16 protein-coding genes and 1 tRNA gene are annotated in these 24,120 nt (G+C 71.8%); 10 read left to right on the plus strand and 7 right to left on the minus strand.

Annotated elements, in window-relative coordinates; translation table 11 throughout:
- Positions 1-82 precede the first annotated feature (82 nt).
- Positions 83-316 carry a hypothetical protein gene (locus ACZ5ID_RS30400; protein ID WP_067158879.1) on the plus strand — a complete coding sequence of 78 codons (234 nt, stop codon included), beginning with the start codon at positions 83-85 and terminating at the stop codon, positions 314-316.
- Here ACZ5ID_RS30400 and ACZ5ID_RS30405 read toward each other — a convergent pair.
- The gene (locus ACZ5ID_RS30405) at positions 295-1,524 is read right to left on the minus strand and encodes a glycosyltransferase 87 family protein (RefSeq protein ID WP_468904216.1); all 1,230 of its coding nucleotides are present in this window, start codon (positions 1,522-1,524) and stop codon (positions 295-297) included. The genes ACZ5ID_RS30400 and ACZ5ID_RS30405 overlap by 22 nt on opposite strands.
- 117 nt (positions 1,525-1,641) lie before the next feature.
- Between ACZ5ID_RS30405 and ACZ5ID_RS30410 the strand changes: the two genes are divergently transcribed.
- Positions 1,642-1,714: transfer RNA gene (locus ACZ5ID_RS30410), tRNA-Ala, on the plus strand.
- A gap of 61 nt (positions 1,715-1,775) precedes the next feature.
- On the opposite strand, the gene ACZ5ID_RS30415 is transcribed toward ACZ5ID_RS30410, so the two are convergent.
- The gene (locus tag ACZ5ID_RS30415) at positions 1,776-3,344 is read right to left on the minus strand and encodes a ferredoxin (RefSeq protein WP_468904218.1); all 1,569 of its coding nucleotides are present in this window, start codon (positions 3,342-3,344) and stop codon (positions 1,776-1,778) included.
- Positions 3,341-4,681 (minus strand): hypothetical protein, encoded by a 1,341-nt coding sequence (locus ACZ5ID_RS30420; protein WP_468904220.1) that lies wholly within the window; start codon positions 4,679-4,681, stop codon positions 3,341-3,343. Before ACZ5ID_RS30420 ends, ACZ5ID_RS30415 begins: the two co-directional genes overlap by 4 nt.
- A gap of 440 nt (positions 4,682-5,121) precedes the next feature.
- Between ACZ5ID_RS30420 and leuS the strand changes: the two genes are divergently transcribed.
- The 5 genes from leuS (at position 5,122) to ACZ5ID_RS30445 (ending at position 13,956) form a co-directional block, all read left to right on the plus strand.
- Positions 5,122-8,010, plus strand: a complete 2,889-nt coding sequence (gene leuS / locus ACZ5ID_RS30425) for a leucine--tRNA ligase (RefSeq protein ID WP_468904222.1) — start codon at positions 5,122-5,124, stop codon at positions 8,008-8,010.
- Between the two features lie 158 nt (positions 8,011-8,168).
- Positions 8,169-8,867: a hypothetical protein gene (locus ACZ5ID_RS30430; protein ID WP_468904224.1), complete on the plus strand. Its 699-nt coding sequence runs from the start codon at positions 8,169-8,171 to the stop codon at positions 8,865-8,867.
- A gap of 237 nt (positions 8,868-9,104) precedes the next feature.
- On the plus strand, positions 9,105-9,950 hold the full coding sequence (locus tag ACZ5ID_RS30435; protein ID WP_468904227.1) for a DegV family protein: 846 nt from the start codon (positions 9,105-9,107) through the stop codon (positions 9,948-9,950).
- Between the two features lie 638 nt (positions 9,951-10,588).
- Entirely contained in the window at positions 10,589-11,221 is a 633-nt protein-coding gene (locus ACZ5ID_RS30440) for a ComEA family DNA-binding protein (protein WP_468904229.1), read from the plus strand.
- A complete protein-coding gene (locus ACZ5ID_RS30445; protein ID WP_468904232.1) occupies positions 11,218-13,956 on the plus strand; it encodes a ComEC/Rec2 family competence protein in 2,739 nt (912 codons plus the stop codon). The genes ACZ5ID_RS30440 and ACZ5ID_RS30445 overlap by 4 nt, the downstream gene beginning before the upstream one ends.
- Positions 13,957-14,048: 92 nt before the next feature.
- Here ACZ5ID_RS30445 and ACZ5ID_RS30450 read toward each other — a convergent pair whose 3' ends face one another.
- On the minus strand, positions 14,049-14,297 hold the full coding sequence (locus ACZ5ID_RS30450; RefSeq protein ID WP_468904234.1) for a hypothetical protein: 249 nt from the start codon (positions 14,295-14,297) through the stop codon (positions 14,049-14,051).
- 117 nt (positions 14,298-14,414) lie between these two features.
- Between ACZ5ID_RS30450 and holA the strand changes: the two genes are divergently transcribed.
- Positions 14,415-15,401 (plus strand): DNA polymerase III subunit delta, encoded by a 987-nt coding sequence (gene holA, locus ACZ5ID_RS30455; RefSeq protein ID WP_365108272.1) that lies wholly within the window; start codon positions 14,415-14,417, stop codon positions 15,399-15,401.
- A gap of 527 nt (positions 15,402-15,928) precedes the next feature.
- Here holA and rpsT read toward each other — a convergent pair.
- The gene (gene rpsT / locus ACZ5ID_RS30460; RefSeq protein ID WP_101388267.1) at positions 15,929-16,198 is read right to left on the minus strand and encodes a 30S ribosomal protein S20; all 270 of its coding nucleotides are present in this window, start codon (positions 16,196-16,198) and stop codon (positions 15,929-15,931) included.
- Between the two features lie 207 nt (positions 16,199-16,405).
- Here rpsT and lepA point away from each other — a divergent pair, with 207 nt between their 5' ends.
- Positions 16,406-18,271, plus strand: a complete 1,866-nt coding sequence (gene lepA, locus ACZ5ID_RS30465) for a translation elongation factor 4 (RefSeq protein ID WP_468904238.1) — start codon at positions 16,406-16,408, stop codon at positions 18,269-18,271.
- 193 nt (positions 18,272-18,464) lie between these two features.
- Entirely contained in the window at positions 18,465-20,351 is a 1,887-nt protein-coding gene (locus ACZ5ID_RS30470; protein ID WP_468904240.1) for an AMP-dependent synthetase/ligase, read from the plus strand.
- A gap of 19 nt (positions 20,352-20,370) precedes the next feature.
- Here ACZ5ID_RS30470 and ACZ5ID_RS30475 read toward each other — a convergent pair whose 3' ends face one another.
- Both ACZ5ID_RS30475 and ACZ5ID_RS30480 read right to left on the minus strand, forming a co-directional pair.
- Complete coding sequence (locus ACZ5ID_RS30475) at positions 20,371-20,952, minus strand: response regulator (RefSeq protein ID WP_468904242.1); 582 nt, start codon at positions 20,950-20,952, stop codon at positions 20,371-20,373.
- A gap of 9 nt (positions 20,953-20,961) precedes the next feature.
- On the minus strand, positions 20,962-24,120 hold a 3,159-nt coding region (locus ACZ5ID_RS30480; protein WP_468904245.1), incomplete at its 5' end, for a HAMP domain-containing protein.

The following is a 24,120-nucleotide window of genomic DNA, read 5'->3' on the forward strand; positions in this document are numbered from 1 at the left end:
TTCTCCCAGGTCGCGCGGATGCCCGGCGACAGCGGGAGTGGCACCCGCGTGTGCACGGCCCGCGGCCACAGCTGGAGCTGAGATGGGTGCACACAGGCGGAAGTGCGACTGGTGCGGCAGCGGTACGCCCATCGTCCGGGACATGGAGCCGGTCAACGCCGACTACCAGTACTGGTGCGAGGAGTGCGCGCGGGCGCTGATCATAAAAGGCGACCCCATCGAGACCTACCGGGAGCTGGAGGGGGAGCCGATCTACGGCCGCCTCCTGGAGGCGCACTGCACCCTCAAGAGGTTCTACTCCTTCGCCACCGCCTGACGGCCCCGGCGGACCGCGGGCGCCCCCTGCCACGGCCCGAGCGCCACCGCCGCCACACACACCAACCCGGCCAGCGGATAGAGCGCAGAGAGAGCCATCTGCCATCCGTTCTGCGCCAGTTCGGGGCGGCCCGCCCCGTGCGGCACCCACCACAGCGCGTACGAGCCGAAGACCAGCGCCACCAGGGCCCCGCCGGTGCGGTGGGCGCCCAGAACCACGAGCCCCGGCACGCACCACACCCAATGGTGCGACCAGGAGACCGGGCTCACCAGGAGCGCCGTGGCCGCGCAGCACAGCACCGCCGCCGCCCGCCGGCCCCCCAGCTCGGCCCGTACCGCCGCCCAGAGCCCCAGCGCCGCGGTGAGGGCCGCGGCGACCGCCCACCCCGTCCCCGGGGCCGCGGTGTGCAGCAGCCGGGCCAGTACCCCGCGCAGGGACTGGTTGGCGGTGTCCTCGGCGTGGCCGACCCGGCTCGCCTGGAACACGGTGGACGTCCAGAAGCGGCGCGAGTCGGCGGGCAGCACGAGCACGGCGGCCAGCGTCGCCCCGGCACACACCGCCAGCGCCGTCGCCGCCTGCCGCAGCCACGGGTTCCAGCCCGCCCCACGCGCGCGTACGAGACCGGTGAGCAGCAGGAACAGCGCGAAGAGGGCGGGAGTGAGCTTCACCGCCGCCGCGAGCCCGATGCCCGCGCCCGCCCCCCGGTGGCCGGCGCGCCGGGTCAGGTCCCACAGGATGGCGACCGCCAGCAGCAGATTGATCTGGCCGTAGCGCAGGGTCGTCCACACCGGCTCGCACCACACCGCGAGCGCCGCCACCCACAGCGCCGCGCCGGGCCGCTCCCGTCCCGCCAGCCGCAGTGACAGATGGGCGAGCGCGACCAGCAGGGCGAGGTTCGCCGCGGTGGCGAGCGTGCGCATCTCCGGCACGCCCAGCAGCGTCAGCGGCGTGAACAGCAGGGCGGCGAACGGGGGATAGGTGGAGGGCAGCCCCGCGCGCGTGGCACGCATGGCGTACAGGTCCGCCCCCGCCCGTACGGCCCCGCCCTCCGCCCGGTACACCATCAGGTCGATCATGGAGACGTCGGCGGCCCGCTGGGCGGCCCAGAACGCGCCGAAGGAGAGCAGACAGGCCGCCGCGGCGAGCGCCACGGGGCGGCGGACGGGGGTGAGACGGGCGGCGGTGTGCGCGAGCACGTTCACGGTCACGAAAGGGGACGTTACCGGCCCTGTCCGTACAGAACGGCAATCGATTTGGTGGAGTGCCGGGGGGACCGTGTAATGTTCTCGATGTCGCCGGGGGAAACCGGGCGGCAAGCGAAACAAGGGGCTATAGCTCAGTTGGTAGAGCGCCTGCATGGCATGCAGGAGGTCAGGAGTTCAATTCTCCTTAGCTCCACAGTGAAGAAGGCGGCCACCCGATCCGGGTGGCCGCCTTCTCGCCGTTACGGCTCAGCGGGTCAACCGCGACCGCTGCCCAGCGCCTTGCGGGCCGGGGCGGCCAGCGCGGGCAGCTCGGCGGGCGCGCCCTCGATCCGCAGCGCCAGCGCGGGGCACCGGCGCACCGCTCGCTGCGCGCGCCCCCGCAGATGCATGGGGACGGTCGCGTCGGCCACCGCCGGGTAGCCGTCGGCGCCCAGCCGGATCAGTTCCGGAATGAGGTCCGCGCACAGCCCGTGCCCCTCGCACAGCGTCCAGTCGACCAGCACCTTCTCGCCGCTGGGGATGCCCTCCTCCTGGTAGCCGTCGCCCGGCAGCGGCAGCAGACCCAGGGTCGGACGGCCGCAGCCGCCGCCCAGGACGTGCGCCGCCAGGTCGTCGGTGAACGCGTTGACGGTCGACGCCAGGAAGCGGGCCGAGCCGTCCGGGTGCTTGCACGCGCCACGCCCCTTGACCGCGCCCGTCACCTCGCGCAGCGCCTCCAGGGCGGCCGGACCGCCCCCGTTGAGGACATCCGCCAGACCGCCCGCGGCGGCCGGCAGACCGAGCCGGCACGGTCCGCACTGGCCCGACGTCTCCGCCGCCAGCCAGTTGGCGATCCGCAGCGCCTCGCCCAGCGCACAGGTCTCCTGCCCGATCGGCAGGATCGCGCCCGCGCCCAGCGCGCCGCCCAGTGCCGCCAGCGAGTCCCGCGAGATGACCGCGTCGTGCGCGGCGGACGCGTCCAGCCAGCTGCCGTGGTAGCCGCCGGTCAGCACGCCCTGCGGCACCGGTGGCGCCCCGGCGAGCTGGAGCACGTACCGCAGTGGCACGCCCGTCGGCACCTCCACCACCATCGGCCGCGCCACCGCCCCGGACAGCGTCAGCAGGACCGTGCCGGGCTCGGTGGGCAGCCCCGAGTGGCTGTAGCGGCGCGGGCCGACCCGGGCGCCCACGGCCAGCTGCGCGTACGTCTCCGCGTTGGACAGCAGCGTCGGCGCGCCGCCGATACCGGTGTCCGAGGCGCGCACCTTGCGCCCCGGCGGCATCGCGGGGCCGCCGCCCGCCGCCCGGATCACGGAGGAGGCCTCGCCGGAGACCATGCGTTCCGGAGTGCGCACCACGCGCGCGCGGAGCGCGGTCCCGCGCCGGTCGGCCAGCCCCCGCTCCGCGAAGGCGGCGCGGATCGAGGCCTCCGTGGAGTCCCGGGTCACGGCGACGACCAGGGTGCGGGCTCCGAGGGCCTCAGCGGCCAGCAGAGCGCCGTCCAGGACCAGATGGGGGGCGCGGTTCACCAGGACCGTGTCCTTGCGGCAGGCGGGCTCTCCTTCGCTCGCGTTGACCACCACGACCGGACGCACACCCCGCCGGATCGCGGACTTGGCGACCGCCCGCAGCTTGCGGGCGAACGGGAACCCGGCGCCGCCGCGCCCGTTGAGCGATATGTCCTCGGCGAGCTGGGCCAGCTGCTCGCCGGGGACCGGCTCCAGCGGGCCGTGCACCTTCAGGTGCATGTCGAGGCCGAGCCGCTCCACGAGGTCGAACCCCGCGGTCAGTTGCGGGAGTCCGACGACCCGCACCTCGGGGACGTCGGGCAGTGGCGCGTTCACGGGCGGTCTCCTGCGGGGCTGTGCCAGGGCTCACCGGCGACGGGCTGGTGGAACGGGCTGGACTGGGGGGAGGGTTCTGGCTGCGGCGCGGCCGGCCCGGGGAACGGCCCCGGAGCCTCGAAGGCGGCGCCGCCTTCTTCGTAGGGGACGGTGGGCAGCGGCGCGGTCTCGTCGAAACCGCCCGGGACCGCCCCGCCGTAGGGCGCTGCGCCGTAGACCGCGGAGTCGTAGTCCGTCGTGCCGTAGGCCGTGGCGTCGTAGGCCGTGGTGGCGTAGTCCGGTCCGGTGTAGGCCGGGCCGGAGAGGCCGGGGTCTGCGGGGCCGCCGTCTGCCGTGCCGCCGCCGAGGTCCGCGAAGCCGTTCTCCTGGAGCGGCATGTTCTCCGGCGGACGAGGGGTGGGCGTCGGCCAGCTCGGGGCGTACGAGGGCGGCGCGGGCGCCAGGGAGACCGCCCGGTAGGCGGCCGAGATGCCCGGCGCGGGCGGCGGAGCGGGCACGGCCCGCCGCGGACCGGTCCCGTAGAGCTCCTGGCTCTCGTAGGGGTCGGCCGTCAGCGGGTCGGCCGGGTCGCGCTCGGCGGTGAAGCGGTCGGTCGCGAACGCGTCCGTCGGGTACGGATGCGGCGCGGGCGCCTCGTAGCGGGGGGAGGCGGGGTCCGCCGGGTGCGGCTGGGGGGTGGAGGCGTCCGGGGCGATCGCCTGGGCCGTCTCCACGCGCGCGAGGAGCGGCGCCAGCCACCGCACGAGACGCCGCCGAGCCGGGCGCGGCAGCGAGCGGACGACGAGGGCGCCGGCCACACCGGCCAGCGACAGGCTGTAGAGCGTGACGACCCAGCCGGCCGCCTGACGGCCCGCGTACAGGCCGTGGACCAGCGCGAAGCACCAGGCCGGGTAGGCCAGCATGTGCACCGAGCGCCAGTGGCCCGCCACCCGGTCGGGGTTGGCGAAGGCACTGCGCAGGGCGCCGGTGGCCGCCGTGACGACCATGAGGACCGCGGCGAGGGAGCCGAGGCCGATCAGTCCGTCCGAGCCGGTGACGCCGAGTCCGAACGGGACCAGGGCCCCGAGCAGGCCCACATGACCGACCGCGATCTTGACGGTGATGTGGACCAGGAGGAAGCCGATCGAGGACACCGCGGTCGCGCGGTGCACGGCCTGGGCGACGAGCCGGTGGCGCGTCGTCATCAGCAGCCGGTCGGTGGCGAGCAGGCCCCAGACGACCGAGGCGGTCAGGCAGACCAGCGACAGGACACCGGTGGTGAAGTCCAGCGCGGCGCGGAAACCGCCGCCGGTCGTGGCGGCGAGCACGGGTATGAGCACCGCCGAGGCGATGAGCACCGCACCGGACGTCCCTCCTTTCACCCGTCCTTTCAGGGACGGGATTTTCAGTGTCGGGGTGGAGCGGGGACTGTGAGGGTTCATGGGGCGACTCCGAAACTTTCAGCAAAGTGGTCCCGTGGCCGCATGCTAGGTCGCCTCCTACCAAGCAGTACGGCGTTTGAGTGGTTGCCCCAGAAGAGGTCGGTACGCGGAGTAACCTCTTCCGGCCGCGCTCGTTGGGGCGCCTCGTGAACGCTCAGTGCGGGCCGTGCGGGGCCTGCGGTACCCTGACGCCATGCGTGCCGTACGCCTTCTGCTTAGCGAGCCGCGCTGATCAGTCCCGACCGATGAAAAGAGCCGGTCGGAATCGGCGCGGCGTCCCCTCCTGTGCGAGGGGCTTTTTCGTTTGGTGAATGTCGCAGCCGCTGGCAGAGACGATCGATGGAGCTTTAAGGATCATGAGCGAGACGAATTCCGCTGCCGCAGAGCCGGTGGCGCCGCACCGCTACACGGCCGCCATGGCCGCCGACATCGAGGCACGCTGGCAGGACTTCTGGGACGCCCACGGCACCTACGCGGCGCCGAACCCCAGCGGTGACCTGGCCGGGGACCCGGCGGTCGTCGCCCGGCCCAAGAAGTTCATCATGGACATGTTCCCGTACCCCTCGGGTGCGGGGCTGCACGTCGGCCACCCGCTGGGCTACATCGCGACGGACGTCTTCGCCCGCCACCAGCGCATGACCGGCCACAACGTGCTGCACACGCTGGGCTTCGACGCCTTCGGCCTGCCCGCCGAGCAGTACGCGGTGCAGACCGGCACGCATCCGCGCGCCTCCACCGAGGCCAACATGGAGAACATGAAGGCGCAGCTGCGCCGTCTGGGCCTGGGCCACGACCGGCGCCGCTCCTTCGCGACGATCGACCCGGACTACTACAAGTGGACGCAGTGGATCTTCGTCCAGATCTTCAACTCCTGGTACGACACCGAGGCGAAGAAGGCCCGTCCGATCTCCGAGCTGGTCGCCCAGTTCGAGAGCAATGAGCGGCAGGTTCCCGGTACGCGCGCGTGGAGCGAGCTGAGCCCCGCCGAGCGCTCCGACGTCCTGGGCGGCTACCGCCTGGCGTACGCCTCGGACGCGCCGGTCAACTGGTGCCCCGGCCTGGGCACCGTGCTGGCCAACGAGGAGGTCACCGCCGACGGCCGCTCCGAGCGCGGCAACTTCCCCGTCTTCAAGGCCAAGCTGCGCCAGTGGAACATGCGCATCACGGCCTACGCGGACCGCCTGCTGGACGACCTGGACGCGCTGGACTGGCCCGAGGCCATCAAGCTGCAGCAGCGCAACTGGATCGGGCGCTCCGAGGGCGCGCGCGTGGACTTCGCCGTCGACACCGTCACCGGCGGCGCCGACGCCATCACCGTCTTCACCACCCGCCAGGACACCCTGTTCGGCGCCACCTACATGGTCCTGGCGCCCGAGCACGAGCTGGTCGACGCGATCGTCCCGGCCGCCTGGCCCGAGGGCACCCACGAGGTGTGGACCGGCGGCCACGCCACCCCGGCCGAGGCCGTCGCCAAGTACCGCGCGTTCGCCGCGTCCAAGTCCGACGTGGAGCGCCAGGCCGACGCCAAGGAGAAGACCGGCGTCTTCACCGGCGCGTACGCGGTCAACCCGGTCAGCGGCGACAAGGTCCCCGTCTTCGTCGCGGACTACGTCCTGATGGGCTACGGCACCGGCGCGATCATGGCCGTTCCGGCGCACGACACCCGCGACTTCGCCTTCGCGCGCGCCTTCGAGCTGCCGATGCGCTGTGTCGTCGAGCCGTCGGACGACCGCGGCACCGACGCCGACACCTGGGACGAGGCCTTCTCTTCGTACGAGGCCAAGCTGGTCAACTCCGCCAACGCGGAGATCTCCCTGGACGGTCTGGGCGTCACCGAAGCCAAGGCGAAGATCACCGACTGGCTGGCCGAGCGCGGCATCGGCGAGGGCACCGTCAACTTCCGTCTGCGCGACTGGCTGTTCAGCCGCCAGCGCTACTGGGGCGAGCCCTTCCCGATCGTCTACGACGAGGACGGCGTCGCCCACTCGCTGCCCGAGTCGATGCTGCCGCTGGAGCTGCCCGAGGTCGAGGACTACTCGCCGCGCACGTTCGACCCGGACGACGCGGACACCTCGCCGGAGACCCCGCTGTCGCGCAACGAGGACTGGGTGAACGTCACCCTGGACCTGGGTGACGGCCGCGGCCCGCGCCCGTACCGCCGCGAGACCAACACCATGCCCAACTGGGCCGGTTCCTGCTGGTACGAGCTGCGCTACCTGGACCCGCACAACAGCGAGAAGCTGGTCGACCCCGAGATCGAGCAGTACTGGATGGGCCCACGTGAGGGCCAGCCGCACGGTGGCGTCGACCTGTACGTGGGTGGCGCCGAGCACGCCGTGCTGCACCTGCTGTACGCCCGTTTCTGGTCCAAGGTCCTGTTCGACCTGGGGCACGTCTCCTCCGCCGAGCCGTTCCACAAGCTGTACAACCAGGGCATGATCCAGGCGTACGTCTACCGGGACGCCCGCGGCTTCCCGGTGCCGGCCGCCGAGGTCGAGGAGCGCGACGGCAAGTTCTTCTTCGAGGGCGAGCCGGTCAAGCGCGAGCTGGGCAAGATGGGCAAGTCCCTGAAGAACGCGGTCACTCCGGACGAGATCTGCGCCGAGTACGGCGCGGACACCCTGCGCCTGTACGAGATGGCGATGGGCCCGCTGGACGTGTCGCGTCCGTGGGACACGCGCGCGGTGGTCGGCCAGTACCGCCTGCTGCAGCGGCTGTGGCGCAACATCGTCGACGAGACGACCGGCGAGGTCACCGTCACCGACGCCGAGCCGGACGAGGCGACCCTGCGCGCCCTGCACAAGGCGATCGACGGCGCGGGCGGCGACCTGGCGGAGATGCGCTTCAACACCGCCATCGCCAAGATCACCGAGCTGAACAACCACCTGACCAAGGCGGGCGGCCCGCTGCCGCGCTCGGTCGCCGAGCCGCTGGTGCTGCTGGTGGCGCCGCTGGCCCCGCACATCGCCGAGGAGCTGTGGCGCAAGCTGGGCCACCAGGACTCGGTCGTCCACCAGGACTTCCCCGTCGCGGACCCCGCGTACGTCGTCGACGAGACCGTGACCTGCGTCGTGCAGATCAAGGGCAAGGTCAAGGCGCGTCTGGAGATCCCGCCGAGCATCTCCGACGACGAGCTGGAGAAGCTGGCCCTGGCCGACGAGGCGGTCGTCGCCGCGCTGGGCGGCGCCGGGATCCGCAAGGTCATCGTGCGGGCGCCGAAGCTGGTGAACATCGTTCCCGCGTGACCGGCTGAGCGGTACTGGAGGTTCGGTACTGGGGGGTTCCCCTACGGGCAGGTTGGGGGTTGCCGGGGAACCCCCAACCCGCCCGATCCGTTTACGGTGGGAGGGAGCCGGCGGAGTGCGCCGGTGAAGTCAGGCCGACCGCCGACGAGGGGACGTTCATGGAAGCCGCGATCACGATCATGGCTCTGCTGTTCGTGGCCTTCGTCGTGCTGGGCGTCTATATGACGGTGAAGGCGGTCGGCGCCGCGAAGCGCGGCGTGGAGCGCACGGTCACCCAGGCCCGCAAAGCCGTCGAGGACACCACCCTGCGGGCCAAGAGCGTCGGCCAGATCGGGGTGGGCGGCGAGCTCGCACAGCTGCGGCTCTCGCTGCGCACCTCTATGCGGGCCACCCAGGACGCGCTGCACGCGGGCGTGGACCAGGACGCGTCCCTGAAGGAGTCGCTGGGCCTCTTCGAGCGGCTGAGCGGCCATGGGCACGAGCTGGACGGCGAGCTCAAGCGCCTGGAGCGCGAGCCCGACAAGCAGCGCATAGCCCAACGGATGCCGGAGCTGCGCGAGCGCACGGAGCGGATCACGCACGCGGCGGACTCGCTGCGCTGGGCGGCCCGGGACCGGGCCCGGCAGTTCGCCGAGGACGACCTGGCGGCGCTGAGCGCGGAGATCGAGGTCGAGTCCGGAGCGCTGCGGGACTGGGCCACGAAGGGGCCGACGACGGGAGTCCCGGAGGGGGCGCCCGAACCGGGGCCCGCCGCGTCGACCGCGCCCGCCGAGACCCCGCAGGCGATAGGCGGGGTGAAGCCCAAGCCCGTATATCCGTGGCAGAAGGCGCCCAAGCCGGAAACGTCGACCAGCTGACGGATGCGGGCACGGATACGGGTATGGGTACGGCTACCAGTGCGGGCGCGGTAACGGGCACGGTTACGGGTCCGACCCGGGGCGCGCGAGGTGGAGCGTGCGAGCGGAGCGCGGGTACCCCGGAGCGCCCACCGGATGGCGCGGGCGCAGGTCCGAACCGGTCAAGGCGGGTCCGAACCGATCATTGAACCGGGGCCGGGCTGCCGTGCGGCGGCCCCGGCGGGTAACCTCCCGCTCATGTCCCGCCATGTCGCGATCGTCACCGATTCAACGGCCTACCTGCCGCCGCAGACGATGGACCGGCACGGCATCACCGCGGTGCCGCTGACCGTCGTCCTCGGCAACCAGGCGCTGGAGGAGGGCACCGAGATCTCGGCCCGCTCCCTCGCCCTGGCCCTGCAGAAGCGCCGTTCCGTGACCACCTCGCGGCCCAGCCCCGACGTGTTCGCCGCCGCCTACCGGGCCGCGGCCGAGGCGGGCGCCACCGGGATCGTCTCCCTGCACCTGTCGGCCGAGTTCTCGGGCACCTACGACGCCGCCGTGCTGGCCTCGAAGAGTGCGGCCGTGCCGGTACGGGTGGTGGACACCGGGATGGTCGCGATGGCCCTGGGCTTCTGCGCGCTCGCCGCAGCCGAGGTGGCCGAGGCGGCAGGCACCCTCGACGAGGCGGTGGCGGCGGCCGAGAAGCGCGCGGCCGGCACCTCCGCGTTCTTCTACGTGGACACCCTCGACTATCTGCGCCGGGGCGGCCGTATCGGGGCGGCGCAGGCGCTGCTCGGCTCGGCTCTCTCGGTCAAGCCGCTGCTCCAGCTGGACGGCGGGCGCATCGAGATGCTGGAGAAGGTGCGCACGGCATCGCGGGCCATCGCCCGGCTGGAGGAGATCGTCGTCGACCGGGCCGGGACGAGCCAGGTGGACATCGCCGTGCACCACCTCGCCGCGCCCGAACGAGCGGCGGTGCTCGCGGACCGACTGCGGGAACGGGTGCCGGGCCTTGCGGATCTGCATGTCAGTGAGGTCGGCGCGGTGATCGGGGCGCACACGGGGCCCGGGCTGCTGGGGGTTGTGGTCTCGCCGCGCTGAGGCCTGAAGGCTGAGGGCTGAAGCCCGAGGGCGGAACCGGTTTTGGGCCGGTGGACACCGGTGGACGCTGACGGACGGCGGCGCGAGTCACTCCTGCGGGTGATGGAGTTATCCACAACAACCGTGTTTTCCACGGAAATTGGGCGCGATCAGCGGGATCGGTCCGAGCTGCCTACCGTCGTGGCATGGCTATCCGATCACCACGCATCGCAACGAGCGGGCCGGGCCGCGTTCCGGGTTCGGACGGCCGTGCCCGTCATGGTCACGGCCGTCGCCCGCGCGGCGCCCAGGTCCGTGCCTCCACCGGTACAGCCGCACGGCGGCGGGCGGAGGCGCTGCTCCCCGCGACCTCGCAGACAGATCCGCCCGCACCGGCTGCGGCTGCCGCGGGACCCCCCGGACCACCCGGACCACCCGGGCGAGCGCTCGCGCCGCCACCCTCCTATCCGCCTCCTGAACCTGTTCCCGCGCCGACGCCGCCCCCGACACCGACGCAGCCGACCGCGGCTGGCCTCCAGGGATTTTTCGGCCTGCGAGAACGGGCCTCGGCTGCCCTGCGGGAGCGGCTGCCCGTCTGGGTGCAGTCGCGATGCGGGCTCACACCGAGGAGCCTGGCCGCGCTGAGCGTGGTACTGGCCGTGGCTGTCGGGTTCGCCGTGCAGCATTTCTGGGCGGGGCGGCCCGAGCCCGTGCGGGTCCCGGAGAGGGTGGCGGGGCGGGCGCCCACCGGCGCTGCGCCGTCCGCCCGGACGCCCGGGCCCGGCCCGGGGCCGACGCCGGGCCCGGGGGCGGGGGCCGGGGCGAGCGGGGCACCCGCGCCGTCCCCGGGCGGCGGGATCGTCGTCGACGTCAGCGGCAAGGTGCGGAGGCCGGGCATCCGCCGGCTGCCGCTCGGGTCCCGGGTGGCCGACGCGCTGGCCGCGGCGGGCGGGGTCCGGGACGGTGTGGATGTCACCGGGCTCAACCGGGCGCGGCTGCTCATGGACGGCGAGCAGGTGGTCGTGGGCGTGCCGGGTGCTGTGCCGGGAGGGGCTGCGCCGATGACGGGCGGCGGGGGGAGCCTCGGGGCCGCCGCCGGGACACCGGTCAGTCTGGGCACCGCCACGGTGGAGCAACTGGACGCGCTGCCGGGGGTGGGTCCCGTGCTCGCCCAGCACATCGTGGACTACCGCGTCCAACACGGCGGCTTCCGGTCCGTCGACGAGCTACGGGAGGTCAACGGGATCGGCGACCGCCGGTTCGAGGATCTGCGTCCCCTGGTGCGGCCGTGAACCGCCAAGTGGTCCATGCCGACTCGGGCAGCGCCCTGGGTGCCGCGAACCCCCACCGGGAGGGCCCGCCGGACCTCCGCCTGGTCCCACCGGCGGTCGGCGCCTGGGCTGCTGCCGCGATCGCGCTCAACGTCTCCGGGAGGTGGGCGGCTTGGGGGGTTGTGACACTGCTGGTGGTGGCGGTGATGCTGCTCGCGCCGACGATGTGGCGCCGGGGGAGAGGAACTGAGGCCGACCGCGCCGAAGGCGGCGAGGCTCGTCCCGGCGCGGGGCCTTGGGCCCGTGACCATGTCGCCCGTGGCCGTGTCGCCCGTTCCGACACCGGCGATGCGCTCTCCGGACGTGGGACCTCGACCCGCGACCGTGCATCTCCTGAAGGTCGCGCCACCGGAGCCGGAGCCGGAGCCCGAGCCGGGCCCTGGTGGGCGAACCGGGTTGCTGTCGCCGCCGTACTTCTGTGCGCGGCGGCCGGGGCCACCGCGAGCGCGCTGCACACGGCCGAAGCCCGCCGGGGACCGGTCCCGGAGCTCGCCCGGCAATACGCCCGTGCCACCGTCGAGTTGACCCTGACTTCCGACCCCAAGCCGGTCCGGGCGCGGGCGGCCTGGGGCGGGCGGTCCGTGGTGATCCAGGCCGTGGTCACCCGGGTCGCCGGGCCGGACGGCGGTGTCGAACAGGTGCGGACACCGGTGCTGGTGATCGCGCCGGAGACGTGGCAGCGGCTGCTGCCCTCGACGCGGGTACGTGTCTCCACCCGGCTCGCGCCACCGAGACCGGGCGACCGGGGCACAGCGGCCGTGGTGCGGGTGCCCGAGCGGACGGGGCCGCGGGTCGTGGGGGAGCCGACCGTGTCGCAGCGTACGGCGGCCGGGCTGCGGGACGGGTTGCGGAAGGCGGCCGGAGGACTGGGCCCGGACGCCCGGGCGCTGCTTCCGGGGCTCGTCATCGGGGACACCTCCAGGGTCACGCCCGAGCTGCGGGATGCCTTCGAGGCGACCGACCTCACGCATCTGATGGCGGTGTCGGGCAGCAACCTGGTGATCGTCCTGGTGCTGCTGATCGGACCGCCGAGCCGTGCCTCGCTGGCCGAGCGAGGCGGCCTCGCCCCGCGGCTCGGTATCTCGCTGCGGGCGACGGCGCTGCTCGGCGCGGCGGTCACCGTGGCGTTCGTGGTGGTGTGCCGACCGGAGCCGAGCGTGCTGCGCGCGGCGGCCTGCGGGCTCGTCACCCTGCTCGCCATCGCGACGGGCCGCCGCAGGTCGCTGATCCCGGCGCTGGCCGCCGCCGTACTGGTCCTGGTGCTGTACGCCCCGGAGCTGGCGGGGAGTTACGGGTTCCTGCTTTCCGTCCTGGCCACGGGGGCGCTCCTCACGATCGCCCCGGGGTGGAGCGAGGCGTTGCGGCGGCGCGGGGTGCCGGGCAGGCTCGCGGAGGTGCTGGCGGCGGCGGGTGCGGCGCAGGCGGTGTGCGCGCCCGTGGTGGCGGTGTTCGCGGCGCGGGTGAGTCTGGTGGCCGTCCCGTGCAACCTGTTGGCGGAGCTGGCGGTGGCCCCGGCGACGGTGCTGGGGTTCGCGGCTCTCGCCGTGGCACCGGTGGCCATGCCGGCGGCCGAGCTGCTGGCACGGTGTGCGGGCTGGCCGACGGAGTGGATCGCCGGTATCGCCCGGACCGGGGCGTCGCTGCCGGGGGCGCAGACGGTGTGGCCGGGCGGCTGGGGCGGTGGAGTGCTGCTCGCCGGGGTCACGGCCGGTGCGGTACTGCTGGTGAGACGGCTGCCGCGCCATCCGTGGCTGGCCACCGCGTGCGCGGTGCTCCTGCTGCTCGCCGTGGTGCGGCCCGCCCCGCTGACCAGGATCGTCACCGGCTGGCCACCCCCGGGCTGGGCGTTCGCGATGTGCGATGTGGGGCAGGGCGATGCGACGGTGCTGGCGACCGGGGACGGGTCGGCGGTGGTGGTCGACGTGGGGCCGGACCCCGTTCCGGCCGACCGGTGCCTCAGGGCTCTGGGCGTTACCCGGATTCCGCTGCTCCTGCTCACCCACTTCCACGCCGACCATGTGTCGGGGCTGGCCGGGGTGCTGCGGGGCCGGGCGGTAGGGGTGATCGAGACGACGACGTTCGAGGAACCGCCGGAGCAGGCGCGGTTCGTCCGCAGGACGGCCTCACGCGCCGGGGTGCCGGTGGTCCCGGTGGAACCGGGGGAGCGGCGGTCGGTGGGCGGCCTCGCCTGGCGGGTGCTGTGGCCGCTGCCGCCGCCGACGGTGACACCGGACGGTCCGAACGACGCCAGCGTCACGCTGCTGGTCCGGGCCGGCGGGCTGACGCTGCTGCTCCCAGGCGACCTCGAACCCCCTGCCCAGCAAGCGCTGTTACGGGCACATCCGGAGCTGCCTCCGGTGGATGTCCTCAAGGTCGCCCACCACGGCTCGGCCCACCAGGACCCCGCGCTGCTCCGGGCGATCCGGCCCAGGCTGGCGTTGATCTCGGCGGGGAGGGGCAACCCGTACGGCCATCCGGCGCCGTCCACGGTGGCGTCGCTCGTCTCGTCCGGGGCGCGGGTGCTGCGTACGGATACGGATGGCGCCATCGCGGTGACGGGGAGGGGGAGAGAGAACGGGGACGGGGACAGGGGCAGGGACAGGGACGGGGAGAGGGACTGGGACTGGGACCGAAACGGCGCGGAGAGCAGGGCGGGGGGTGAGTTGGTGGCGGTGCCGCTGGGGCGGAGCCCGTGAGGGTGGGACGTCGTTACCGGGCTTCCAGGGCTTCAAGGTTTTTAGCCGGTCGGGAACGTCGTCACGGGGCTTCCGGCCGGTCGGGAACGTCGTTACGGGGCTTCCAGCCAGCCCTCGTACTCCTCGGCCAGTTCGTTCAGGGCCGCCGGGTCGAGGCGGTGGTCCGGGTCCTCGACCACGACGAGCCACTGGGCGTCCTCGGCGTCGTCCTCGCCCGCCAGGGCGTCGCGTACGAGCTGGGGCTCCTCGGTCACGGGGAAGCGGGCAGGGAGCTCCCCGGCCACCTCGTCGGCGGCGTCGCGGTCGGGCAGCACCAGTACGTGTCGGGTCACATCGCTCACCTGGACATTCTCCTGTATGGGGAGGGATGGACGGAGAGGGAGGGAGGGGGAGGGGGCGAGGGCGGTCGGGTGGGAGCTGCCGGGGACTGTCGGTGGGGCGTGGGATGCTGGACGGCGATGGCCACCAGGAAGAATTCCACCGACGATCCGCTCGCTCCGCTCACGCTCGCCGTGGGCCAGGAGGACCTGCTGCTCGACCGCGCCGTGCAGCAGGTCGTGGCGGCGGCACGGGCCGCCGACGCCGACACCGATGTGCGCGACCTCGCCTCCGACCAGCTCCAGCCGGGCACACTGGCCGAGCTGACCAGCCCTTCGCTGTTCGCGGAGCGCAAGGTCGTGGTCGTACGGAACGCGCACGATCTGTCGGCGGACACGATCAAGGATGTGAAGGCGTATCTCGATGCGCCTGCCGAGGAGATCACGCTCGTACTGCTGCACGCGGGCGGCGCCAAGGGCAAGGGGCTGCTCGACGCGGCGCGCAAGGCGGGGGCGCGGGAGGTGGCGTGCCCCAAGACGACGAAGCCGGCGGAGCGGCTGACGTTCGTGCGGTCGGAGTTCCGGGCGCTGGGGCGTTCGGCCACGCCCGAGGCGTGCCAGGCGCTGGTCGACTCGATCGGCAGCGATCTGCGGGAGCTCGCTTCGGCCGTGTCGCAGCTGTGCGCGGACGTGGCGGGGACCATCGACGAGGCGGTCGTCGGGCGCTACTACACCGGGCGGGCCGAGGCTTCGAGCTTCACGGTCGCGGACCGGGCGGTGGAGGGCCGGGCGGCGGAGGCGCTGGAGGCGCTGCGGTGGTCGCTGTCGACGGGGGTGGCGCCGGTGATGATCACTAGTGCGCTGGCTCAGGGGGTGCGGGCGATCGGGAAGCTGTCGTCGGCGCGGGGCGGGCGGCCGGCGGATCTCGCGCGGGAGCTGGGGATGCCGCCGTGGAAGATCGACCGGGTGCGGCAGCAGATGCGGGGGTGGACGCCGGACGGGGTCGCGTCCGCCCTGCGGGCGGTGGCTGAGGCGGATGCGGGGGTGAAGGGCGGGGGGGACGATCCCGAGTACGCCCTGGAGAAGGCGGTTGTGGCTGTGGCGAGGGCTGCGCGGGCTCGGGGCTGACGGGTGGCCTGGCTGGTTTGCCCCACCCCGCCCCTTCCCTAAACCCTCCGGGGGAGAGGGGGAGGAAGGTGGTTTCCCGGGGGCTCCGCCCCCGGACCCCGTAGCGGGGGCTCCGCCCCCTGCACCCCTGGCGGGGCTCCGCCCCCGCACCCCGAGCAGGGACTCCTCGCCCCTGCACCCGTGGCGGGTTCCGCCACCGCACCCCGAGCGGGGGCTCCGCCCCCTGCACCCCCGGCTGGGCTCCCCCCTGCACCCCCGGCTGGGCCCCGCCCCCGCACCCCAAGCAGGCCCCCGCGCATGCCGCCGCAAAACAAAACCCCGCCCCCGCCCAGCCGGACGGAAACGGGGTTGTGCTCAGAGAATCGCCGCACCCGCGTGGCGAACGCAGGCCGCGTGCGGCGGTGGTGCTGGGTACCGGGGAGGGAGCGGATGAGAGGGCCCGCTGGGTCCCTTCCGGTGGTCTATCAAGTGGTCAGCCGTTGAGACTGGCCAGGCGAGCGGCCCGGGGGCCGGTCACTTGGGCAGGATCAGGCAGCCTTGAGGGCGGCAACCTTGGTGGCCAGCGCCGACTTCTTGTTGGCGGCGGCGTTCTTGTGGATGACACCCTTGCTGACGGCCTTGTCCAGCTTCTTGGAGGCGGTGCGGACAGCCGTGTCGGCCGCCTCGACGTCGCCGGCCAGGACAGCCTCGCGGGCCTTGCGGATCGCGGTCTTGACCTCGGACTTGACGGCCTTGTTACGCAGGCGCGCCTTCTCGTTGGTCTTGTTCCGCTTGATCTGGGACTTGATGTTCGCCACGAAAGAGCCTTTTCAGGTTCGATGTATCAGATGGTTGTGACACTCGCCGCTGAGAGGGCGGACGAGGCACAGCTGCCCAGGCTACCAGCAGGCCGACTGGCGGCCCAAACCGAGCGCAGTGCCGTTCCCATGGGACGATGGGGGCTACGTATCGATCCGACATCGCCCGAGACGAGACGCCCCGCGTCTCAAGAATCAGGACCCTGCGTGCCCGCGACTCCTACCAACGTGCCCGAGCCGAGCCGTACCGACCCGGCTCTGATCCGCAATTTCTGCATCATCGCGCACATCGACCACGGCAAGTCGACCCTTGCCGACCGGATGCTCCAGCTGACCGGCGTGGTCGACCAGCGGCAGATGCGTGCTCAGTACCTCGACCGGATGGACATCGAGCGCGAGCGCGGCATCACGATCAAGAGTCAGGCCGTGCGGCTGCCCTGGGCCCCCACCGAGGGGCCGGACCAGAGCACCACGCACATCCTGAACATGATCGACACCCCGGGGCACGTGGACTTCACGTACGAGGTGTCGCGGTCGCTCGCCGCGTGCGAGGGCACCGTCCTGCTCGTCGACGCCGCTCAGGGCATCGAGGCGCAGACCCTGGCGAACCTCTACCTCGCCATGGAGAACGACCTCACGATCGTTCCCGTCCTCAACAAGATCGACCTGCCGGCCGCGCAGCCGGAGAAGTTCGCGGAGGAGCTGGCCAACCTCATCGGCTGCCAGCCCGAGGACGTGCTGAAGGTCTCCGCGAAGACCGGTGTCGGTGTGGACGCGCTGCTCAACCGCGTGGTGCGGGACGTGCCCGCGCCGGTCGGGGTGGCCGACGCGCCCGCCCGCGCGATGATCTTCGACTCGGTCTACGACTCGTACCGGGGCGTCGTCACGTACGTCCGTGTCGTCGACGGGCAGCTCAACAAGCGCGAGCGGATCCGGATGATGTCGACCGGCGCCACGCACGAGCTGCTGGAGATCGGGACCAACTCGCCGGAGATGCTGCCCGCCGACGGGCTGGGCGTCGGTGAGGTCGGTTATCTGATCACCGGTGTGAAGGACGTCCGCCAGTCCAAGGTCGGTGACACCATCACCTCCCTGCACCAGGGCGCCACCGAGGCGCTCGGCGGGTACAAGGACCCCAAGCCGATGGTCTTCTCGGGTCTGTATCCGCTGGACGGGTCGGACTACCCGGACCTGCGCGAGGCCCTCGACAAGCTGCAGCTCAACGACGCCGCGCTGGTGTACGAGCCGGAGACCTCGGCCGCGCTCGGCTTCGGCTTCCGCGTCGGCTTCCTCGGACTGCTCCACCTCGATGTGATCCGTGAGCGGCTGGAGCGCGAGTTCGGGCTCGACCTCATCGCCACCGCTCCGAACGTGGTCTACCGGGTGGTTCTGGAGGACGGCAAGGAAGTCACCGTCACCAATCCGAGTGAGTTCCCCGAGGGGAAGATCTCGGACGTGTACGAGCCGGTCGTGCGCGCCACGATCCTCGCGCCCAGCGAGTTCATCGGCTCGATCATGGAGCTGTGCCAGGCCCGCCGGGGCACCCTGCTCGGGATGGACTACCTCTCCGAGGACCGCGTCGAGATCCGTTACACGCTGCCGCTCGCGGAGATCGTCTTCGACTTCTTCGACCAGCTGAAGTCGAAGACGCGGGGCTACGCCTCGCTCGACTACGAGCCCACCGGCGAGCAGTCGGCGAGCCTGGTCAAGGTCGACATCCTGCTCCACGGCGACAAGGTCGACGCCTTCTCGGCGGTCACGCACAAGGACGCGGCGTACGCGTACGGTGTGCGGCTCGTCGCCAAGCTGCGCGAGCTCATCCCCCGGCAGGCCTTCGAGGTGCCCATCCAGGCCGCGATCGGCTCCCGGGTGATCGCCCGCGAGACCATCCGCGCCATCCGCAAGGACGTCCTCGCCAAGTGCTACGGCGGTGACATCTCCCGTAAGCGGAAGCTGCTGGAGAAGCAGAAGGAAGGCAAGAAGCGGATGAAGATGGTCGGTTCCGTGGAGGTTCCGCAGGAGGCCTTCATCGCGGTGCTGTCCAGCGACGAGTCTGCGAGCAAGAAGAAGTGACCGGCGAGTAGCCGACTGGTTCCGTGACGGACCCCCGCTCTTCCGAGCGGGGGTCCGTTCGTTATGAAACCACCTTCCGCTGCCCCTTACGCGGCGGGGCGGGGGCGCTCTACTCTGATCACGGCCCGATGGTTACTCGCCAGTTAAACAAGAAGCAGCCGCAGCCCTGCCGCAGGCCAGCCCGGAGGACGTCGTGAGCGACACACATACCTTGATCGAGAACCGGCCACCGTCCGTGGCAGCCCTCTTCGTCCAGCGCGTGGAGGCCACCCCGGACCTGGAGGCCTACCGCCATCCGGTCCCGGCCGCCGACGGCCAGGGGCCCGATGAGTGGAAGTCGCTCAGCTGGGGCCAGGCCGCCGAGCGGGTCTACGCGATCGCGGCCGGGCTCGTCGATCTGGGTGTGACCGCCGAGCAGCGCGTGGCGCTTTCCTCCTCCACCCGGATCGAGTGGATCCTCGCCGACCTGGGGACGATGTGCGCGGGCGGCGCGACCACCACGATCTACCCGCAGACCAACGCCGAGGAGTCGGCCTACATCCTGGGCGACTCCGAGAGCCGGGTGCTCTTCGCGGAGAACGCGGCCCAGCTCGCCAAGGCCCGCGAGCGCCGCGCCGAGCTGCCCGAACTGAAGCACGTCGTGGTCTTCGACCCGGCCGGCGCCGAGCCCGTCGAGAGCGACCCCGAGGGCTGGGTGCTCACCCTCGCCCAGCTGGAGGAGCGCGGGGCGGCGTATCTGGAGAAGCACCCGGAGGCCGTCAAGGAGCGGATCGCGGCGATCACCTCCGACCAGCTGGCCACGCTGATCTACACCTCCGGGACCACGGGCCGCCCCAAGGGCGTGCGGCTGCCGCAGGACAACTGGTCGTACATGGCGAAGGCGATCGCGGCGACCGGGCTGATCAGCGCCGATGACGTCCAGTACCTCTGGCTGCCGCTCGCGCACGTCTTCGGCAAGGTGCTGACCTCCGGGCAGATCGAGGTCGGGCATGTGACGGCCGTCGACGGCCGGGTCGACAAGATCATTGAGAATCTGCCGGTCGTCCAGCCCACCTACATGGCGTCGGTGCCCCGGATCTTCGAGAAGGTCTACAACGGTGTCGCGGCCAAGGCGCGGGAGGCCGGCGGGGCCAAGTACAAGATCTTCCAGTGGGCGGCCGAGGTGGCCCGCGAGTACGCCAAGGCCAGCCAGGACAACTTCCGGCGCACCGGCCGGGCTACCGCCCCCTTCGGGCTGACGGCCAAGCACAAGGTCGCGGACGCGCTCGTGTACGCGAAGATCCGCGAGGCCTTCGGCGGACGGCTGCGCGCCGCCGTCTCGGGCTCCGCCGCGCTCGCCCCCGACATCGGCTTCTTCTTCTCCGGCGCCGGGATCCACATCCTGGAGGGATACGGGCTCACCGAGACCAGCGCCGCGTCCTTCGTCAACCCCGGCGAGGCCTACCGGACCGGCACGGTCGGCAAGCCGCTGCCCGGTCTGGAGGTGCGTATCGCGGACGACGGCGAGATCCTGCTGCGCGGCCCGGGAATCATGGAGGGCTACCACAAGCTGCCCGAGAAGACCGCCGAGGTGCTGGAGTCGGACGGCTGGTTCCACACCGGTGACATCGGCGAGCTGTCGGCGGACGGCTATCTGCGGATCACCGACCGCAAGAAGGACCTGATCAAGACGTCCGGCGGCAAGTACATCGCGCCGGCCGAGGTCGAGGGCCAGTTCAAGGCGGTCTGCCCGTTCGTCTCCAACATCCTGGTGCTCGGCGCCGACCGGAACTTCTGCACCGCGCTGATCGCCCTCGACGAGCCCGCGATCCTGGGGTGGGCCAAGGACCACGGGGTCACCGGCTCGTACGCCGACGTGGTCGCGAACCCGGAGACGGTGGCGCTGATCGAGGGCTATGTGAAGCGCCTCAACGAGGGCCTCCAGCGCTGGCAGACCATCAAGCAGTTCCGGCTGCTGCCGCGCGACCTCGACGTGGAGCACGGCGAGCTCACCCCGAGCCTGAAGCTGAAGCGGCCGGTCGTCGAGCGCGAGTACAAGGACCTGATCGACGAGATGTACTCGGGCTCGCGCGAGGCGTAGCCGCAGGGGGCGGGGGCGCTCAGCAGCGCCCCCGCCGCATGTCCCGGACGATCGTCTCCAGGGCCGTCAGCCGCAGACGCAGGTCCCCGGCGTCGCCCGGCCCCTCGCGCGCCAGCTCGTCCTCGATCGCGGCCAGCAGCTCCGCGATCTCGCCGAGCTGCTTCTGCTCCCGCGCGAGCAGCAGCTCCAGCTGGCGGTTCTTGCGGTGCAGTTCGAGGAAGACGTTCACCTTGGCCCGCAGGACCCACGGGTCGAACGGTTTGGTGAGGAAGTCGGCCGCGCCCGTGGCGTACCCCCGGAAGGCGTAGTCGCTTGCGCCCTCCTCGCCGGTCAGGAAGATGATCGGCACGTCCTTGGTCTGGTCGAGGCGCTTGAGGTTGGCGGCGGTCTCGAAACCGTCCATGCCCGGCATCCGTACGTCGAGCAGCACCACCGCGAACGGCTGCCGCAGCAGCGCCTTCATCGCCTCCTCGCCCGAACGCGCCCGTACCAAAGGCTCGTTGAGCGTGGTGAGGACCGCCTCCAGCGCGGTCAGGTTGTCCTCCCGGTCGTCGACCAGGAGGATGCTCGCCCGGTCGCCGGACGGTACCGCTGTGCTCATCGTGTCGCCTTACGTGGTCGGCGGAGCGGTGACCGGGTCCTCGGGGGCGGTCGACTGCTTCGGTACGGACGCGGCTGTCCGGCCCGGGGACGCCGCGTCCTCACCCTCCGGGTCGAGCAGGGCGCACACCACGGTGAGCAGCCGGTCCACGTCGACGGGCTTGGGCACGTACTCGTTGGCGCCCTGGGCGATGGACTTCTCGCGGTCGCCGGGCATCGCCTTCGCGGTCAGGGCGATGATGGGCAGATCGGCCCAGAGTGGGCTGCGGCGGATCGCCTCGATCGTCTCGTACCCGTCCATCTCGGGCATCATGATGTCCATCAGGACCAGCTCGACGTCCGGGTTGCGCTCCAGGGACTCGATGCCCTCGCGGCCGTTCTCCGCGTACAGCACGGGCATGCCGACCCGGCCGAGCACATGGGTGAGCGCGAAGACGTTGCGGATGTCGTCGTCGACGATCAGCACCCGCCGGCCCGGCAGCACCTGCCCCGCCCGGCCCTCCTGCCACTGCTCCAGCCTGGTGGTGGTCGGCCAGGGGTCGTCCTGGTCGGCCACCGGCGCGGGTTCGCAGGTGACCGGCAGGTCCGGGTCGGTGGTGAGCTGCGGGAGCTGGTCCGGCTCGGCGGTCACATGGCCGGGGTGGAGCACCGGTACGTACAGGGTGAAGGTGGAGCCCCGGCCCGGCTCGCTCTCGGCGACGATCCGGCCGCCGAGCAGGCCCGCGATCTCGCGGCTGATGGAGAGGCCGAGGCCGGTGCCGCCGTACTTGCGGTTGGTCGTCCCGTCGGCCTGCTGGAACGCCTCGAAGATCACCGGGAGCTTCTCGGGCGCGATGCCGATGCCGGTGTCGGTGACTTCGAAGGCGATCAGGTCGTCCGTGCCCGGCACCGCGCTGTCCGGGTCCTTGATCCGGTTGACGCGGAGCTCGACGCGGCCGGAGGAGGTGAACTTGATCGCGTTGGAGAGGAGGTTGCGCAGGATCTGCTGGAGCCGCTGCTCGTCCGAGTACATCTCGCGCGGCACGTCCTCGCCCACCGCGACCTCGAAGGCGAGGCCCCGGTCGAGGGTGATGGGGCGGAAGGTGGCGTGGACGTAGTCGAGCACCTTGATGAGCGGCAGCTTCTTGGGCCGTACGTCCATCCGGCCGGCCTCGATCTTCGACAGGTCCAGGATGTCGTTGATCAGCTGGAGCAGGTCGGAGCCGGAGCGGTGGATCGTGGTGGCGAACTGGACCTCCTGGTCGGAGAGGTGGCCGTCCGGGTTGTCGGAGAGCAGCCGGGCCAGGATGAGCAGCGAGTTGAGCGGGGTGCGCAGCTCGTGCGACATGTTCGCCAGGAACTCCGACTTGTACTGGGAGCTGGTCGCCAGCAGGGCGGCCTTCTCCTCCAGCTCGGCGTTGGAGCGCTGCAACTCGGCCTGCTGGCGCTGGAGTTCGTCGGAGCGCTCCTGGAGCTGGATGGCGAGCCGCTGGGACTCGCTGAGCAGTGACTCGGTACGGGAGTTGGCGATGATGGTGTTGATCGCGACGCCGATGGTGTTCACGAACTGGTCGAAGAAGGCCAGATGGACGTCGGAGAAGCGGGAGAAGGAGGCCAGTTCGATCACGCCGAGGAGCTTGTGCTCGAAGAGGATCGGGATGATCACGACGCTGGCCGGGGACGCCTCGCCCAGACCCGAGTTGATCTTGATGTAGTCCGGCGGCGCCTCCTCCAGCAGGATCCGCTTCTTCTCCAGCGCCGCCTGGCGCACCAGGCCGTGGCCCGGCATACCGGTGGTGTCGACGGTCGCGCCCTGGGCCGAGCCGTATCCCGCGATGAAGGCGAGCCCCTTGGTGGTCGACGTCGTACGGGACGGGGTGCCCTCGTTGCCCGGGTCGGCCAGGAAGAACGCCCCGTACTGGGCGTTCACCAGCGGGGTCAGCTCGCGCAGGATCAGGTCCGCGACCTCCATCAGGTCGCGGTGGCCCTGCATCAGACCCGCCAGACGCGCCAGGTTCGACTCCAGCCAGTCCTTGGCGCGGGTCGTCTCGCGCAGGTTGGACACCATCAGGTTGATGTTGTCCTTCAGCTCGGAGACCTCGCCCCGGGTCTCCACGGTGATCGAGCGGGACATGTCGCCCTGGGCCACCGCCGAGGCCACCTCCGCGATCGCGCGGACCTGGGTGGTGAGGTTCAGGGCGAGCTCGTTGACGTTGGTGGTCAGGCGCTTCCAGGTGCCGTAGACGCCCTCCACCCGGGCCTGGCCGCCCAACTGGCCCTCGGAGCCGACCTCGCGGGCCACCCGGGTCACCTCGGAGGAGAACGAGGAGAGCGTGTCCACCATGGTGTTGATGGTGGTCTTCAGCTCCAGGATCTCGCCGCGCGCGTCCACGTCGATCTTCTTGGACAGGTCGCCCTGGGCCACCGCCGTCGCCACCTGGGCGATGTTGCGTACCTGGGAGGTGAGGTTGTCCGCCATGTAGTTGACGTTGTCGGTGAGGTCCTTCCAGACCCCGGAGACGCCGAGGACCTGGGCGCGCCCGCCCAGCCGCCCGTCCGTGCCGACCTCGCGGGCGACCCGGGTCACCTCGTCCGCGAACGCCCGCAACTGCTCCACCATCGTGTTGACGGTGTCCTTGAGCTCCAGGATCTCGCCGCGCGCGTCCACGGTGATCTTCTTGGAGAGGTCGCCGTTGGCGACGGCCGTGGTCACCTGGGCGATGTTGCGTACCTGGGAGGTGAGGTTCGACGCCATGAAGTTGACGTTGTCGGTGAGGTCCTTCCAGACGCCGGACACCCCGCGCACCTGCGCCTGACCGCCGAGGTTGCCCTCGGTGCCGACCTCGCGGGCGACCCGGGTGACCTCGTCGGCGAAGGCGGAGAGCTGGTCGACCATGGTGTTGATGGTCGACTTCAGCTCCAGGATCTCGCCCTTCGCCTCCACGGTGATCTTCTTGCCCAGGTCGCCCTGGGCCACCGCCGTCGAGACGAGCGCGATGTTGCGCACCTGGGAGGTGAGGTTGTCCGCCATGAAGTTGACGTTCTCGGTGAGGTCCTTCCAGACGCCGGACACGCCCCGGACCTGGGCGCGCCCGCCGAGGTTGCCCTCGGTGCCGACCTCGCGGGCGACCCGGGTGACCTCGTCGGCGAAGGCGGAGAGCTGGTCGACCATGGTGTTGATGGTCGACTT

The organism is Streptomyces sp. NPDC031670, from assembly GCF_055580545.1.

What these genes read in the sequence shown, in the direction of transcription:
- ACZ5ID_RS30435 (WP_468904227.1), top strand. Translation starts at nt 9,105, where the DNA reads ATGTCCCGCCATGTCGCGATCGTCACCGATTCAACGGCCTACCTGCCG.
- holA (WP_365108272.1), top strand. Translation starts at nt 14,415, where the DNA reads ATGGCCACCAGGAAGAATTCCACCGACGATCCGCTCGCTCCGCTCACG.
- ACZ5ID_RS30475 (WP_468904242.1), bottom strand. Translation starts at nt 20,952, where the DNA reads ATGAGCACAGCGGTACCGTCCGGCGACCGGGCGAGCATCCTCCTGGTC.
- ACZ5ID_RS30400 (WP_067158879.1), top strand. Translation starts at nt 83, where the DNA reads ATGGGTGCACACAGGCGGAAGTGCGACTGGTGCGGCAGCGGTACGCCC.
- leuS (WP_468904222.1), top strand. Translation starts at nt 5,122, where the DNA reads ATGAGCGAGACGAATTCCGCTGCCGCAGAGCCGGTGGCGCCGCACCGC.
- ACZ5ID_RS30430 (WP_468904224.1), top strand. Translation starts at nt 8,169, where the DNA reads ATGGAAGCCGCGATCACGATCATGGCTCTGCTGTTCGTGGCCTTCGTC.